This is a genomic window from Cohnella sp. SGD-V74 (assembly GCF_003001675.1).
In the GTDB taxonomy this organism is placed as follows: Bacteria; Bacillota; Bacilli; order Paenibacillales; family Paenibacillaceae; genus Cohnella.
In genome coordinates, this window is record NZ_PVYW01000005.1 from 287,360 (window position 1) to 302,827 (window position 15,468).

General features: G+C 58.4%; 12 protein-coding genes and 2 riboswitches. Of the genes, 10 read left to right on the forward strand and 2 right to left on the reverse strand.

The window, feature by feature from the left end; translation table 11 throughout:
• Nucleotides 1–149 precede the first annotated feature (149 nt).
• Entirely contained in the window at nt 150–1,379 is a 1,230-nt protein-coding gene (locus tag B0G52_RS10455) for an AI-2E family transporter (protein WP_094043863.1), read from the reverse strand.
• A 107-nt stretch (nt 1,380–1,486) separates the two neighbouring features.
• Nucleotides 1,487–1,625, forward strand: a riboswitch (cyclic di-AMP (ydaO/yuaA leader).
• A gap of 181 nt (nt 1,626–1,806) precedes the next feature.
• Between B0G52_RS10455 and B0G52_RS10460 the strand changes: the two genes are divergently transcribed.
• The gene (locus tag B0G52_RS10460) at nt 1,807–2,991 is read left to right on the forward strand and encodes a KamA family radical SAM protein (RefSeq protein ID WP_094043865.1); all 1,185 of its coding nucleotides are present in this window, start codon (nt 1,807–1,809) and stop codon (nt 2,989–2,991) included.
• A gap of 271 nt (nt 2,992–3,262) precedes the next feature.
• Nucleotides 3,263–4,762, forward strand: coding sequence for an outer membrane protein assembly factor BamB family protein (locus B0G52_RS10465; RefSeq protein WP_094043867.1), 1,500 nt, complete (start codon nt 3,263–3,265; stop codon nt 4,760–4,762).
• Here B0G52_RS10465 and B0G52_RS10470 read toward each other — a convergent pair.
• Nucleotides 4,741–5,919 (reverse strand): hypothetical protein, encoded by a 1,179-nt coding sequence (locus B0G52_RS10470; RefSeq protein ID WP_143762550.1) that lies wholly within the window; start codon nt 5,917–5,919, stop codon nt 4,741–4,743. The genes B0G52_RS10465 and B0G52_RS10470 overlap by 22 nt on opposite strands.
• A gap of 169 nt (nt 5,920–6,088) precedes the next feature.
• Between B0G52_RS10470 and B0G52_RS10475 the strand changes: the two genes are divergently transcribed.
• The 8 genes from B0G52_RS10475 (at nt 6,089) to B0G52_RS10510 (ending at nt 15,463) form a co-directional block, all read left to right on the forward strand.
• Nucleotides 6,089–7,024: a VanW family protein gene (locus B0G52_RS10475; protein ID WP_094043871.1), complete on the forward strand. Its 936-nt coding sequence runs from the start codon at nt 6,089–6,091 to the stop codon at nt 7,022–7,024.
• Between the two features lie 300 nt (nt 7,025–7,324).
• On the forward strand, nt 7,325–9,007 hold the full coding sequence (locus tag B0G52_RS10480) for a GAF domain-containing sensor histidine kinase (protein ID WP_094043873.1): 1,683 nt from the start codon (nt 7,325–7,327) through the stop codon (nt 9,005–9,007).
• Nucleotides 9,004–9,663 (forward strand): response regulator, encoded by a 660-nt coding sequence (locus B0G52_RS10485; RefSeq protein WP_094043875.1) that lies wholly within the window; start codon nt 9,004–9,006, stop codon nt 9,661–9,663. The genes B0G52_RS10480 and B0G52_RS10485 overlap by 4 nt, the downstream gene beginning before the upstream one ends.
• A gap of 161 nt (nt 9,664–9,824) precedes the next feature.
• On the forward strand, nt 9,825–10,448 hold the full coding sequence (locus tag B0G52_RS10490) for an FMN-dependent NADH-azoreductase (protein ID WP_094043877.1): 624 nt from the start codon (nt 9,825–9,827) through the stop codon (nt 10,446–10,448).
• A gap of 165 nt (nt 10,449–10,613) precedes the next feature.
• Nucleotides 10,614–11,270, forward strand: coding sequence for an NAD-dependent epimerase/dehydratase family protein (locus B0G52_RS10495; RefSeq protein WP_094043880.1), 657 nt, complete (start codon nt 10,614–10,616; stop codon nt 11,268–11,270).
• 37 nt (nt 11,271–11,307) lie between these two features.
• The gene (locus B0G52_RS10500; RefSeq protein ID WP_094043882.1) at nt 11,308–11,742 is read left to right on the forward strand and encodes a DUF2203 domain-containing protein; all 435 of its coding nucleotides are present in this window, start codon (nt 11,308–11,310) and stop codon (nt 11,740–11,742) included.
• Between the two features lie 232 nt (nt 11,743–11,974).
• Nucleotides 11,975–14,152, forward strand: coding sequence for an acyltransferase family protein (locus B0G52_RS10505; protein WP_094043884.1), 2,178 nt, complete (start codon nt 11,975–11,977; stop codon nt 14,150–14,152).
• 200 nt (nt 14,153–14,352) lie between these two features.
• A riboswitch (purine riboswitch) is annotated at nt 14,353–14,452 on the forward strand.
• 63 nt (nt 14,453–14,515) lie between these two features.
• Entirely contained in the window at nt 14,516–15,463 is a 948-nt protein-coding gene (locus B0G52_RS10510) for an EamA family transporter (protein ID WP_094043887.1), read from the forward strand.
• Nucleotides 15,464–15,468 lie beyond the last annotated feature (5 nt).

Consider the following 15,468-nt stretch of genomic DNA (forward strand, 5'->3'; position numbering starts at 1 on the left):
GTATGAGGCTTCTCCAGGAGGTACATACCCCTACTTTGTGTATCGATCATCTCAAGCAACTCTGCTTAATGGGACAGCCCCTTAAAAACGAAATCGCTTGTAGAGAAGCCTGGATGCCATAGTATTGGCGACAAGCGGCGCTGAATCGGTTATTCCGCCGAATCGGTCGTTCCCCGCGAGGCTGGAGCGGCAGGTTCGGCAGGTTCCGCAGACGGCGCAGGATCGTCACCAGGGGCGGGAGCGGGAGAAGCCGCATCGTACAGCCCCGTGCGCCCCTTGAACCAGCGGAACAGATGGGTCGAGATGACCTTCAGAATCGCGTAGCCCGGAACGGCCAGAATGATGCCGATCATGCCGAACAGGTTGCCGGCCGCGATAATGACGAAGATGATCGTGATCGGATGGACGCGCATCGTCTTGCCCATAATTTGCGGCGAGATGAACTTGCCTTCGATCAACTGCACGATCGTCCAGATGACGATCATTTTGATCAGCATGATCGGGGAGGTCATCATGGCGACGATGAGCGCCGGCGTAATCGCGATCGCCGGGCCGAGGTAGGGCACGATGCTCGTACAGGCGGCGATAACCGCGAGCACGAGGGAGTAGTCGAGGCCGATAATGAGATAACCGATATAGAGAAGCACGCCGATGCAGGCGCTGACGATGATTTGTCCGCGGATGTACGAGCTGATCTGGTGGTTCATCTCCAGCATGACGCCGAAGGAACGGCCTCTCAGGCGGGTCGGCACGAAGCCGAGCACGAACGGGACAAGCTTCTTGCGGTCCTTGAGCAGGTAGAACAGGACGAACGGCACCGTAATGATCGCCAGCACCGTCTCGGTGATTTTGCCTACCACTCCGCCGATTCCGGACCAGGCGTTGCTCAGAATCGTCGATACGCGCGAGGAGAACTCGTCGGCCAGCTTGGCCGTGTCGATGCCGAGCATGCTCTGCAGCTCGTTGAAGTACTCGTTGCCGATCAGTTCCTCGAACTTCTGCTGCGCGTTGTGCGTGTATGTAGGGAACTGCGAGATCAGACTGGCAATTTGCTCGCTCAGCAAGGGAACGACCTTCATGATGATGAGCGTAAGCACGGTCAGAATAACGAGATAAAGTCCGAAGATGGAGTATACGCGTTTGACTTTCCGGTGCTCCAGGAAGTCGACGATCGGGTTGAGCAAATAATAGGCGACTCCGGTCAGCAGGAACGGCAGGAATACGGTCTCCAGAACGACGATAAACGGATGGAAGATGTACGAAATTTTCTCCAGAATGAAAATGTTCAGGCCGATGAGCAGAATGACGAACAGAAACAGAACGAACTTCCGGTCGATCAGCCCTTTGATTCCGTCCGATAGTTTGCGAGCGCTGTGCATGAATGTTCCTCCTTCTTTCTTCCATTGTAACCGACGCGAATCCCGTCGTACAAATCGTCGAAACCCGGGCGCTATCAAAGGTTGACAGGGCGGAGGGATTAAATTATAGTGAATTTAAGCTTAGTTTCCGGAAACTTCCGGAAAGCGGGGGAACCAAGTTTTTGGGGCGAATCATTCAGCGAGAATGTAGGGAACCATCTATCCCGAGCCCGTCAGCTAACCTCGTTTGCACTGGATGGGTCATAAGTTGCTCATTCTTTTGACCCGCTAAGGGTCTTTTTCTGTCTTTTTCGGCCCTTGTACGCAGCAGGAGATGGTCTGCCGCGGACGGGGTTTATTTTTGTCTTGGGACGAGAGGGGGTATAGCGGGGCTTGGAACGGATTCGTTCTCGAATTCGACTGAATATACCTGGAGGAGGAAGGCCGAATGCCGCAACCAAAGTATATCACCGATATCGGAAAAATCTCTCGCATCCCCGAGGAACAACGTGAGAAACTGAAGAAGATTACCGATAAGTTCGTGTTTAGGGTGAACGAGTATTATTTGAATCTGATCGATTGGGACGATCCGCACGATCCGATTCGCAAGTTGGTCATCCCGAACGAGGGGGAGCTGGAGGAGTACGGACGCTGGGACGCTTCGGACGAGGATACGAACTACGTCGTCAAAGGCTGCCAGCATAAGTATTCGTCGACCGCGCTGCTGATCGTCTCCGAGGTTTGCGGGGCTTACTGCAGATATTGCTTTCGCAAGCGGCTGTTCCGCAACGACGTCAAGGAGGCGACCTCGGACATCGAGCCGGGCTTGCAATACATCGCGAACCATCCCGAGATCAGCAACGTGCTGCTGACCGGAGGGGACAGCCTCATTCTCGCCACGCCTAAACTGCGCGCCATTTTGCATAGATTGCGCGAAATCGAGCATGTGAAGATTATCCGGCTCGGTTCGAAAATTCCCGTCTTCAACCCGATGCGGATCTACGAGGACGAGGAGCTGCTGGAGACGATCCGCGAGTTTTCCGACGCGAACAAGCGAATCTACGTCATGGCCCACATCAACCATCCGCGCGAGATTACGCCCGAAGCGGTGCGCGGCTTCCAGGCGCTGCACGACGCCGGCGCGATCGTCGTCAACCAGACTCCGGTGCTCCGAGGCATCAACGACGATCCCCAAGTGCTCGGCGAGCTGCTCGACCGGCTGAGCTGGGCGGGCGTGACGCCCTACTATTTCTTCATCAATCGTCCGGTGGCGGGCAATAACGATTTCGTGCTGCCGCTGGCCCGGGTGTACGACATCGTGGAGAAGGCGAAGGCGCGCACTTCCGGTCTGGGGAAAAGGGTGCGCCTGTCGATGAGCCACACGTCGGGGAAAATCGAAATTTTGGCGATCGAGAACGGCAAAGCCTACCTGAAGTACCATCAGTCCCGAGACGGCAATTACGGCAAGTTCATGACGCTGGATTGTCCCGACGACGCCGCTTGGTTCGACGATCTTCCGGGAAGCGAGCGCTATTGGAAGAAGCCGGCGAAGCGGACGAAGGAAGTCGTATCCGTGAACGAGCTCCCGGATGTCCCGCGCAAGCGGGAGAGAAGAGCGGAAGTTCCGAGCTGACGGACGAGCCGAAGCTGGGCGCGAGCTGTGCCCGGGTCGAAGCGAGCCTTCGGGCCGTTCCGAAATAGATCCGCCCTGCCGAAGGGCCGACCCGCAAGCCGGGCGACGACAACGGTCGCTCCCCGGCAGCTTGCGAGTCGGTCCTTTTTCGCGCGTTCCGCTCGAATGCAACCCAATGCGACAAAGGTTCCGCGGTTTCCCGCCGACCGTTTGACATGCTTCTTGCCCGCAGGAAGGTAAAATCTATTCATTCCAATATATGGAGGAATGAATGGGCGTGTCGAAGGGGAGCAAAACGGTCGTATTCATGCTGATCATCCTGCTCGCGGCGCAAGGAATCGCGGATGCGGCGGGCGTTCGTTCCGGACAATGGAGCGGCAAGCCGGCGGGCTCCCGGCCTTTTCCCGAAGCGTACACGGAGATCGAGGGAGTGCTCGGGTTTCGCGGCGGGGGAGCAAGGAACGCTCCGTCCTACGGCACCGCGGAGATGCGGACGTACCGGCCCAAGGTCGTCTGGGAGAAAAAGACGAAGAGCAGCTCATGGGGCGGCGGCGCGGGTTGGACGGGACAGCCGGCGATCGTCAGATGGAAGCCGGAAGTGCTGCAGGCGATGAACGTAAAGGCGAAGTTTCGCTCCAAGCCGGATTTTACGGAAGTAATCTACGCTTCCTTGGACGGTTACGTCTACTTCCTGGAGCTGGAGACGGGCGAGGAGACGAGAAACCCGATCAAAGTCGGCAATCCGATCAAAGGCAGCGTGTCCGTCGATGCGAGAGGTTATCCGCTGCTGTACGTTGGGGAAGGCATTCCCGAGAACGGAACGATCGGATTCAATCTGTACAGCTTGATCGATCAGACAAGGCTGCTCCGCGTGAACGGCATCGATACGTTCGCTTATCGGAGATGGGGCGCGTTCGACGGTTCGGCTTTGTTCAACCGGCTGGACGATACGCTGACCGTGGGCGGGGAGAACGGATTGTTTTACCGCGTGAAGCTCAATACGTCGTTCGATCCGCAGCGGAAGACGCTGTCGATCAAGCCGCTCGTCAGCAAATTCCGTTATAAAATAAGCGGAAACGCCTACCAGGGCATCGAAAATTCCGTCGCCGCCTACGGGGACTTCGCCTATTTTGCGGATAACGGCGGCAGCCTGCTGGCGATGAACGTGCGAACGAACGAGCCGCTCTGGGCGCTCCAGCCGCTGGACGACACGGATGCGACGATCGTCGTCGAGGCCGAAAACGACATTCCGTACTTGTACACGGGGACTGAGGTCGACAAGCAAGGGAACAAAGGCTACGCCTATTTGCGCAAAATCAACGGCCTGACCGGTCAAGTCGTCTGGCAGGCGAAATACGAATGCCTCTCCATCGTCGGAGGGGATCACCCCGTGAACGGCGGCGTGCTTGCGACCCCCGTCGTCGGCAAAGGGAACATCTCCGATCTCGTCGTGTTCACGATCGCGCGTTACGGGACGCTCGGCGCCGGTCTGATGGTCGCCTTGGACAAAAAGACCGGCAAAGAAGTCTGGCGGCTGCCGATGAAGCGCTACGCCTGGTCGTCTCCGACCGACGTCTACGATTCGCAAGGCAACGCCCATCTGCTTCAAGCGGATTCCGGCGGGATCGTCTCCGTCGTCTCGGCCAGAGACGGACGGGTTCGCGGAAGCTTGGCGCTCGGCGCCAACGTCGAAGCGTCCCCGGCGGTGTTCGGCGATTATGCGGTCGTCGCTTCGCGAGGCGGCAAGCTTTATGGAATCAAGCTGGAATGATCGGAGGCGACTTCGGCGATTCGCCACGGCAAATGCGGGGAGCTTCGGGCGAACTCGAAACGCAGCTCGCAATGGAGCGTTCCCCGGTCCTGCAGGCGAACGAGCAGGGGGAGCGCGACCGCGGCGGACAGCTTGTCGTCCTGAACGTCGTCGCGTTCCGCGGTGCGGGTTCGCTTGACGTAGATCGACTCCAACCGCCCGATCAGCCGATCCATCGCTGCGATGCGGTCGGCGGACGCATCGGACCAGATCAACCGCAGCATCTCGCCGTCCTTCTGGTTCAGCGCTTCGACGAAGCTGGCCGCCAGCACTTGCGGAGAGGCGGAATCGAAGTAGCTGCGCAGGCTCCCGCTTGCCTTGTGCACCATCAGCTGATGCGCAGGGTCGGGCGTGTCGGAGCGGTGAGAGCTGCTGCCGAGGAAATGCACGCAGAAGTGGCCGTTAAAGCCGTTATCCGGAATGCCGTCCCCTCCGTGGGGCATGCCGTTCATGGAAGCGGCTATTCGCGCGCCGTCTTTGGAGACGACGATCGCTCTGCGCTGCCAGCTCCACTTCCCCCCGTAAATCTGCTTCATGACTTTCGAATCTTCCCGCGAGATCGGCTGCACGTCGGCATGATCGCTGCCGGCGCGGCGCTGCACGCGAAAGCTGAGCCCGCTCTCCAGATCGACGATGGTGAACATGCTTTTGCGCGTAACGACGTTCCGGGCTTCGTTCCAGTCCATCAGCTTCCCGTAATGCCTCCTTCGCAGCGTCTCCGCGTAGGCGAGCAGGCGCTGCGACGCATCGGGGGAGAGCCGCAGCATCTGCTGCGCCGCTTCGTCCCACAGGTTGCCCTTTCGTTCCAGGCGGTACTGTTTGTTACGTCCTTGGGCGTCCTGGACCGCAACTTCCAAGTCCGTATAGCAGTCCGTGCGCTCCGCCGGCAAGCGCTCCGCCCGGGCGATCCGCGCAGCGAGCGCCGGACTGTCGATTGTCAGCTCGCTGAACATGTCGGCGGCTTGACTGGCGCGCACGGACATCTCTATCCGAGGCCGCTCAGGGGCTGTCGGAGCCTTGGCTAACGCCGGCAAGCCGCAGACGCACGCCAGACCAAGCGCGGCGGTTAAGATTGCGCCGATCCGGCGCCATGCCTGCAGCCGCATTAGTCGGGTCATCCTGTTTCTTCCTTTCTGGTCCGTGTCCGAGTCTTTCGGCGTTATTTTCGGCGAACGATGGAATGATTATGTGGCATAAGGCCGGCGAGTTTCGCGCAACGTAATGAAGAACGCGCCGTCCGGCGCAGACGAGCGTGAATCGTTGACTTCATCGAATCGAGGGATCGACTTGGCTTGGAAATGGATCGTCGGCATGCTGGTGCTCGCGCAAACGGCAACGTTGCCGGATCAACTTGCGGTGACGTCCGACGGAAGGGAGATCGCCGTCGTACGCCGCTCGGACTATGAATTTCCTTTACCGGGACTGCCTATCGTTAACGACGTTAAATTGTCGGAGCTTACGAACCGGGTCGAGAAGCTGGCGAATCGTCCGCCGACGAACGCCGTGTTGGACGCATCCGGAGCGATCGTCGCGGAGAAAGTCGGCTACAGGCTCGATCGGCCGGCCTGGGAGCGGAGCTTCTATCGCTACATGGTCGAAGGCGGAAGCGACTCCCTGGACGCGCCGCGCAGAGCCGTATACCCGAGAGTGGACAGCGAGCTTCTGAGCTCCATCAAAGAGAAGATGATCGGCTACTATACGACCTACTACAATTCGAACAACAAGAGCCGATCCCACAACATCGACTTGGCGGCCAAGGCGTTGAACAACCGTTACGTATTCCCCGGCGAATCGTTCTCGTTCAACGAGTCGCTCGGAGAGCGCACGGCAAGCCGGGGCTATCGCCGGGCCAAAGTGATCGTAAGAGGAGAAGTGTCGGAAGGGATCGGAGGCGGCATCTGCCAAGTGTCTTCGACGCTGTTCAACGCGGTGGACCGGGCCGGACTCACGATCGTTCAGCGCTATTCCCACAGCCGCAACGTACCCTACGTGCCGCCGGGGCGAGATGCGACGGTGAGCTGGTACGGACCGGACTTCGTGTTCAGCAACCCTTACGACCATCCCGTTCTTATCCGCTCGTTCGCCGGAGCGGGACAGACGACGGTGCTGATCTATTCCGCCGACGAAATCCACAACCGTCCCCGCGAAGTGCCGAGCGCATCCAAGAAGCTGCCCGCGGAAGTTCCTGCCGATCGGGACGTCAACCATATCATCGTTCCGTAGTCTCCATGCGGGGCTGGGTTATAAGTCGTTAGGGTGCAACGCATGGAATCATCGATGAGTAAGTCCGGGGTATGTATCTCCTTTCGCTGCTTATACGGTCATGAAATCGGAATGGTAAACCCGTAACAGGGTAATTTCATGACCGTATGAGGCAGGCGCTTCGCTCTACAGGAGATACATACCCCTACCTCTATCTCGATGATCCCAAGTTGCCTGACTTATAACCCAGCCCCTTTCGCATGCAGAACGAATTGGTTATACTCATCTGTACAATCAGATTTCCGGAAGGAAGCGAGCGGGATGAGTCGGGTAATTCGCGCGAACGAGCTGATCGCGTTGAAGGAAATCGCGGAGGCGCTCAATTCGAGCAACGAGATGGACACGATCCTGAACGGCGTCTTGAAGAAGCTGCTGCAGGTGACCGGATTTACGACCGGCTGGATTTTCCTGATGGCCGACGACGAGAAAGGCTACGAATGTCCGGCCGCGCTGAACGTGCCGTCCGCGCTGACCGCCGGCAATTACGCCCTCATGTGCGGGGAAGAATGCTACTGTATCGAGAGCTACAAGCATCACAGGCTTGAACGCGCGGTCAACATTATTGAATGCAAACGAATCAACTACGCGATCAAGCACGGAATCGGCGATACGGGCAACTTTACGCATCACGCCACCGTGCCGCTTAAAGCCGGCAGCGAGAGATTCGGGCTGCTTAACGTGGCCGAGGCGGGCAAGGAGCGGTTCAGCGAAGACGAGTTGGCGCTGCTTCACGCCGTCGCGCTTCAGATCGGCATGGCGATCAAGCGCATCCGTCTGTATCAGGCGCAGGAGCGCAACGCGCTGCTCTACGCGAAGCTGGGCAACGTCATTCAGCAGATGAACTCCGTCCTGGAGCCCGGCCAATTGCCTGTGAAGGCGGTACGGATGATCGGAGATGCGTTCGAATGGCCGAACGTCGCCTTGTTCACGAGCAAGAACGAGGAGCTGTCCCTGTGGGCGCAGTACAAGGACAATCGGATCCATGAACGATGGCAGGAACTGGAGATGGAGCAGGCCGGCATCGTCTGGACCGCCTTCCGCGACAACCGATTGGTCATCGAAGCGCGCGACGGAGCCGCCTGCAAGGAAGTGCTGAACAGTCTCGGCCTGCCGCCGAGCGGTTCCGCCGCTGCCATTCCGCTCAGATTGCGAGGACGGCCTTTCGGCGTGCTGCTTCTCAGCAGTCCCCGCAACAAGCTGTTCGAGGACTATCCGGAAGATTTCATGTATTCGCTTGGCGACCATCTGACGCTGTGCTTCGAGAACATGCGCCTGAACGAACAGCGCAACGAGCTGGCTCTGGTTGAGGAGCGCAACCGAATGGCTCGCGATCTGCACGATTCGGTCATGCAGAAAGTATTCTCGCTGTCGTTCCTGGCCAAGGGCGCGGAGGCGATGATCGCGGGCAAGGAGCCGGTCGTTGCGGACTCGTTGAGGGAGATCGGAACGCTGTCCCAAGAGGTGCTTAAGGAAATGCGCGCGCTCATCTGGCAGCTTAGGCCCGCCGGACTTGAGAACGGGTTGCTTCCGGCTCTGAAGGAGTACGGCCAGCGAATCGGCTTGACCGTGTTCGAGCAGGCGGAAGGCGTCATGGATTTGCCGAGAGCGATCGAGGAGGCGCTGTGGCGGATCGGGCAGGAGGCGCTCAACAACGTGAAGAAGCACGCCGGAACGAACGCTGCCTATGTCCGGTTGACGAAGACCGAGACGGAAGCGGTGCTGGAGATCATCGACAGAGGCAAAGGATTCGGACGAGGCGGCAAAAAGGGAAGAAGATCGATGGGGTTGATGTCGATGCGCGAGAGAGCGGAGGCGCTCGGCGGCGAAATCGCGATTTACGGAGGCAGAGGAACGCCCTCGACCGTCAAAGTGAGAATCCCGGTGCACGTCATAGAGAAGAAGTGCGAGGAAGAGAAATGCGCGGAGGAGAAGCAACGGCTGTGAAGATTAAATTATTGCTGGCGGACGACCATCAGATCGTATTAAAAGGAATTTCGTTTTTTCTCTCCATGCAGCCGGATTTCGAAATCGTGGGCGAGGCTCACAACGGACAAGAAGCGGTGGAGATGACGGCGAGCCTTAAGCCGGATATTGTTCTCATGGATTTGAACATGCCCGTCATGGACGGGATCGAGGCAAGCCGCTTGATCGCGGAGAGTCATCCCGAAGTGAAAGTGCTCGTGCTGACGAGCTTCTCCGACCGCAGCCATGTCGTTCCGGCGCTGCGGACCGGAGCGATCGGTTACATGCTGAAGGAAGTGGAGCCCGATCAGCTCGTCGAGGCGATCCGCAGCGCATACAAAGGCAACGTCCAGCTGCATCCGGACATTTCCGGCGTCATTCTGTCCCAGCTGTCGCCGACGGCGAGCGAGCCGAAAGCCGCGCCCGCCAAGGAGGCGCTCGATTCGCTGACGCCAAGGGAGCTGGAAGTGCTGGAGCAGCTGACCAAGGGGCTCAGCAACAAGGAAATCGCGCAGACGCTCGTCGTTGCCGAGAAGACGGTCAAGACGCACGTCAGCAGCATTTTGAGCAAGCTGCATCTGACCGACCGGACGCAAGCGGCCCTGTACGCGGTGTCCGTTTTTCCTCCCGCGGAGTAAGCCCTTTTTCTATTTCTACGACTATAGTCTTAAGACCGGTCCTCCGTCTTCGGAGGATTTTTTCATGCGTTGAATTCGGTCTTAATGCCGATGTGCGCGATCGGAAATATGATTATAGTTACTGTAGTTACTTAATTAAATAAAGTGGAGGCTATACAAATATGAGCACTGTACTGTTCGTCAAGGCCAACGACCGCGGAGATCAAGCGGTCAGCGTAAAGCTGTATGAAGCGTTCCTGGAAAGCTACAAGAAGAATCATCCGGAGGACGAAGTCGTCGAGCTCGACCTGTTCAAGGAAAACCTGCCTTACCTGAACGCGAACATGATCAACGGCAGCTTCAAAGCGGCTCGCGGCATCGAACTGACGCCGGAAGAGCAAGAAGCGGTCGCCGTCAAGCATAAGTACCTGGATCAGTTTCTGGCCGCGGACAAAGTCGTATTCGGCTTCCCGCTGTGGAACCTGACGATTCCGGCCGTGCTGCACACGTACATCGACTACATCTACGAAGCAGGCAAAACGTTCAAATATACGGAGCAAGGCCCGGTCGGCCTCATTCCGGACAAGAAGGTCGCCCTGCTGAACGCTCGCGGCGGCATCTATTCCGAAGGCCCTGCCGCTGCTGCGGAAATGTCCTTCAACTACATTCGCAACATCATGGCGTTCTTCGGCGTCACCCAGTTCGAGAACATCATCGTCGAAGGCCACAACCAGCTGCCGGACAAAGCCCAAGAGATCATTTCTCAAGGCGTGGAGCAAGCGCACAAAGCGGCAGCAGGCTTCTAATCGTCCTGAATTCGTTTCGAGAATCCGCCCGTTAGCCGGCGCCCCGCGCGCCGGTTTTGCGAGGCGGCTTTTCGCGTTGGCGAGGTTTCGGATTTGTGCGCGGGCCGCAGTCTGTCTATAATGGGATTGAATGGGTTCGCATCGGGAAAAGGGGGAGGATCGTCCATGAAAGTGCTTGTAACGGGCGTTACTGGCATGGTAGGCGAAGGAGTCGTTCTCGAATGTTTGGGAGACCCCGGCGTGGAGCGGGTGCTGGTCGTGGGCCGCAAACCTTGCGGAATCGAGCATGCCAAGCTGACGGAGATCGTTCACGCGGATTTCTTCGACCTGTCGCCGATCGCCGAACGGCTGGTCGACTTTGATGCCTGTTTCTTCTGCTTGGGCGTGTCGTCGGTCGGCATGAGCGAGGACGACTACAGGCGCAAAACGTACGATCTGACTCTGACTATGGCCAAGCTTCTGGCCGAAAACAATCCGGGAATGACGTTCTGCTACGTGTCCGGATCCGGAACGGACAGCACGGAAAAGGGCAGAAGCATGTGGGCAAGGGTGAAGGGGAAAACCGAAAACGATCTGCTTAAGCTGCCTTTCAAAGCGGCCTACATGTTCCGGGCGGGGTACTTGCATCCTACGCCGGGAGCGGAGAATACGCATCGTTATTATCGGGTGCTGTCCTGGATTTATCCTATTTTCAGGCGTTTGCTTCCGAACCACGTCTCTACGCTTCGCGAGCTGGGCGCTGCCATGATCCGCGTCTCCAGGTCGGGGTACGGAAAGCCCATCATCGAAGTGAAGGATATCGTTCGGCTTGCTAGAAGCTAATCGCATTATCAGCAATCATGTTAGGAGTAGATACGTTGTGGAGCATAAGCTGTTTACGGCCGAAGAAGCGAACGAGCTGCTGCCGCGAATCCGGGCGGAGCTGGCGGCGCTTAAGGAGCTGGCGGGCAAAATAGAGAGCCAGCACAGGGATTTGCTGAAGTTCAAAGCGATCCACAAACATGCCTTCCCCGATCTGCCGCACGATAACGATCCGTTCTTCGAACTGGAGAGCAGTCTGGATTTCCTGCGGCTCGAGATGGATATGATGATCGGGAATTTCTCTCGCAAGGGCGTGCTGCTGAAAATGATCGATCCCGGATTGGTCGATTTTCCGGCGATGATCGACGGAGAGCCGGCGCTGCTTTGCTGGAAGGAAGGGGAGGACCGGGTCGGCCATTACCATGGTTGGCACGACGGCTTCGTCGGTCGGAGGGCGCTGCCGGAAGGGCCGGAACGGAATTCCCGAGACTAGCTAAATGCTGGAAGACGCACACTCGCCAAATCGCGCCATAGCTGAATCTGACCGCTTATCGGGCGGTTTTTTTGCGTTGCGCGGACAAAAAACTTGAATAACCGATCGAACTTTTTCGTAGGCTCAAACGTCTAGCCCATATCGCGAAAAAACACCCACAGAGAGAAGAAGGTATGAGAGCATGAAAGACACCGCGAGCCATTCCCCGAACCCGCATCAGGGGGCAACCCCCATGCCTGGACCGATTCCCCGCAGCAGACGTTACATGCCGGGTCTGGACGGATTGAGAGCGTTATCCGTTCTGGCCGTTATCGCTTACCATTTGAACCTGAATTGGGCTCCGGGCGGACTTCTCGGAGTCGGCATCTTTTTCGTTCTGTCCGGCTATTTGATTACGGATCAATTGTTGTCGGAATGGCGGCGCTCCAGAAGCGTCGATCTGGCCGGGTTCTGGATCAGGCGCGCGCGCAGGCTGCTGCCGGCTATGTTTCTTATGCTCGCTTGCACGGCGCTGTGGCTGCTGCTGTTCGATCGGTCCCGTCTGGCGGAGCTTCAAGGCGATTTTGCTTCGGCGGTGCTTTATTTCAACAATTGGTGGCTGATCTATCATGAGGTTTCGTATTTCGAGAGCTTCGGGCCGCCGTCGCCGCTCGGTCATCTGTGGTCGCTGGCGATCGAAGAACAGTTTTACCTGCTCTGGCCGCTGCTGCTCGTGGTCGGCGTGAAAATCGCGCCGCGAAGAGGGAGGCTGATGCTGCTTCTTCTGGGAGGAGCGTTGATCTCGGCATTGGCGATGGCTTGGATCTATGTTCCCGGCCTTGATCCGAGCCGCGTCTATTACGGAACCGACACGAGGGTGTTCGCCCTGCTGATCGGAGCGGCTCTTGCGGCAGCTTGGCCGAGCGAGGGGCTTGGAGAGCGGATGTCGCGGCGTTCCCGGACTTGGCTGGACGCGACGGGCGCGGTTAGCCTCGCGCTGATTCTCTGGATGATCGGGACGGCCGACGAGTACGGGCAATTTCTGTACTACGGCGGGCTGGCGCTGCTCTCTGTGTTATCCGCGCTGGCGATCGCGGCGCTTGCCCATCCGTCCGGCCTGCTGGCCCGGGCGCTGGGAAGCCGGCCGCTCAGATGGATTGGCGTGCGCTCGTACAGTCTGTACATCTGGCATTACCCGGTTATCGCGTTAACGAGTCCGGCCGGCGATACGGGAGACGTTCAGCCGGTTCGCATGCTCCTTCAGCTTGTCGCCAGCTTCGCTCTGGCCTCTCTGTCGTGGAAGTTCGTCGAAGAGCCGATTCGCAGAGGCGCACTGAAGAACTGGCGGACTTGGTTGGGAGCCGCTCCGGCGCGAGGGAGGAGGATTGCATCGGGCGTTGCGCTTTGCGCGCTGTGCTTGCTGGCCGTATCGTTTAATGGGGCGCTCATCAAATCCGCCGCCACAATGCCGGTATATGCCGATTCCCACAGCCCATCCGGGGAGAGCGTTCCCGAACGGACTCCGCTGGAGCAGAAGCCGGGAGCGACTGAAGGGGATAAGCCGGCTTCGGAGAAACCGGACAGCGGAGCCGCGGAAGGCACCAAGGCGACTGAGCCCCCGGGACAATCGGGAGCCGGGAGCGTGGAAGGCGCTAAGCCGTCTGAGTCGTCGGGACAATCGGGTGCCGGGGGCGAGGAAGGATCTAAGTCTGCTGAGCCGTCGGGACAGTCAGGAACTGGGAGCGTGGAAGGATTTAAGTCTGCTGAACCGTCGGGACAACCGGGAGCCGGAGGAGCGGAAGTTTCTAAGCCGACTGAGCCGTCGGGACAAACGGGAGCCGGAGGAGCGGAAGGCTCTAAGCCGACTGAGCCATCGGGACAATCGGCAGTCGGGGGAGCGGAAGGCGCTAAGCCGTCGAAGCCGGCGGATAAGCCCGGCAAACCGAAGCCGGCGCAAGGCGCGGGCAAAGGAATAACGGCGATCGGAGATTCCGTCCTGCTGGATGCGGCTCCCTACCTGGAGAAGCTTCTGCCGGGCATTGTCATCGACGGCCAAGTAGGACGCCAGATGACGCATGCGCAGGAAGTCGTCGAGGCGATGATCGCATCCGGTACGCTCGGGAATCGGGTCGTCATCGAACTCGGAACGAACGGATCGTTTAACTCGAAGCAGCTCGCCAAGCTGATCGAGACGATCGGAGACAAGAGGGAAGTGTGGCTGGTGAACGTCAGAGTGCCGCGCAAATGGCAGAACACCGTCAATTCCGCCTTGAACAAGGCTGCGGCCGAATACGGCAACGTCAAACTGGTCGACTGGTATTCCGCAAGTAAAGGTCAGGACGACTTTTTCTATAAGGACGGCGTTCACCTGAAGCGTCAAGGCGCGGAGTTTTATGCGTCGATGCTGACAAAGGAATTAGGGGCCAAGTAGCGAAGAATTTCAATGACAGGTGTCCATGGCCGTCAGCTTCCCGAGACCCGAGCTTGTGCCCGTAATGAAAATGTTTTTTTGATCCATGTCGATTCCGCCTCGCTTTGCCAAGCGCAGGGGAGGCCGGCCGACCGTCTGCCAATCAACCGCCTATTGACATTCTGTGGCTGCGGCAGTATCATTCAACCTGTTGACTTGCATATAATCTTACTTCATACGTTCGTATAACCCCATAGTTATAGGGTGGGGGTCTCTACGGGAAGCCTTAACTTCCTTGCTACGAATATCGGATCGCTTCGCGCGTTCCGTATTCCGGGCAAGGAAGTTTTTTATTGCATTCGTACAAGGAGGAATAACATCAAGATGAAATACAAATTGTCCGTTTTGTTGGGAGCGATCTGTTACGGTATTCTGTCTACTATAGTCACAAAAGCTTACGAACACGGCTACTCGCTCGGCGAAGTCGTCGGCAGCCAACTGCTGACGGGGTTCGTGCTGGCATGGGCGCTTGTTCTGGTCCGAAAAGGGTGGAAGGGGCGCACGCAATCCGCAGACGGAGCCGAGCCGCGGCGGTACGGGAAGTTAAACTGGAAGCAGCGCGTGCTGCTGATGGCCGCGGGCACGCCGACCGCTGTCACGGGACTGCTGTACTACGAGTCGCTTCGCTACATTCCGAATTCGCTGGCCATCGTGCTGCTGTTCCAATTCACCTGGATCGGAGTGCTGATGCAGGCGATCGCCCGCAGGCAGCGCCCCGGAGGCGGCATGCTGTTTACGCTGGCCGTTCTGCTCGGAGGAACGCTGATGGCCGCGGGCATCGCCGATCAAGGCCTGGCCGGGTTGAACTGGCTCGGCGTGGCGTACGGGCTGGCGTCCGCGTTCAGCTATTCGCTGTTTATTCTGTTCAGCGGCAAGGCGGTTCCGTCCGTTCATCCGACCTATCGCAGCGCGTGGATGATCACCGGCGGCATGCTGCTCGTATTCGCCCTGTTCCCGCCGGCATTTCTGTTCGACGGCACGTTATGGGCCGGCTTGCTTCCGTTCGGACTCATGCTGGGGTTGTTCGGCGCGTTCCTGCCTCCGGTGCTGTATGCGATCGGAGTGCCTCGCATCGGCGAAGGCTTGACCGGCATTCTGGGAGCGTCCGAGCTGCCCGTCGCCGTGCTTCTCGCCGCTGCCGTGCTGCATGAACAAGTGAGCGTTCTGCAGTGGGCGGGCGTTGCGCTCGTGCTTATAGGCGTTGCACTGCCCGAGCTGTTGGGCAGATTGCGGAAAAAATCGGCTTTTCCGAACGGGTCCCATGCACTATAATGAGA

What these genes read in the sequence shown, in the direction of transcription:
- B0G52_RS10465 (WP_094043867.1), top strand. Translation starts at nt 3,263, where the DNA reads ATGGGCGTGTCGAAGGGGAGCAAAACGGTCGTATTCATGCTGATCATC.
- B0G52_RS10490 (WP_094043877.1), top strand. Translation starts at nt 9,825, where the DNA reads ATGAGCACTGTACTGTTCGTCAAGGCCAACGACCGCGGAGATCAAGCG.
- B0G52_RS10470 (WP_143762550.1), bottom strand. Translation starts at nt 5,919, where the DNA reads ATGACCCGACTAATGCGGCTGCAGGCATGGCGCCGGATCGGCGCAATC.
- B0G52_RS10455 (WP_094043863.1), bottom strand. Translation starts at nt 1,379, where the DNA reads ATGCACAGCGCTCGCAAACTATCGGACGGAATCAAAGGGCTGATCGAC.
- B0G52_RS10505 (WP_094043884.1), top strand. Translation starts at nt 11,975, where the DNA reads ATGCCTGGACCGATTCCCCGCAGCAGACGTTACATGCCGGGTCTGGAC.
- B0G52_RS10480 (WP_094043873.1), top strand. Translation starts at nt 7,325, where the DNA reads ATGAGTCGGGTAATTCGCGCGAACGAGCTGATCGCGTTGAAGGAAATC.
- B0G52_RS10510 (WP_094043887.1), top strand. Translation starts at nt 14,516, where the DNA reads ATGAAATACAAATTGTCCGTTTTGTTGGGAGCGATCTGTTACGGTATT.
- B0G52_RS10495 (WP_094043880.1), top strand. Translation starts at nt 10,614, where the DNA reads ATGAAAGTGCTTGTAACGGGCGTTACTGGCATGGTAGGCGAAGGAGTC.
- B0G52_RS10460 (WP_094043865.1), top strand. Translation starts at nt 1,807, where the DNA reads ATGCCGCAACCAAAGTATATCACCGATATCGGAAAAATCTCTCGCATC.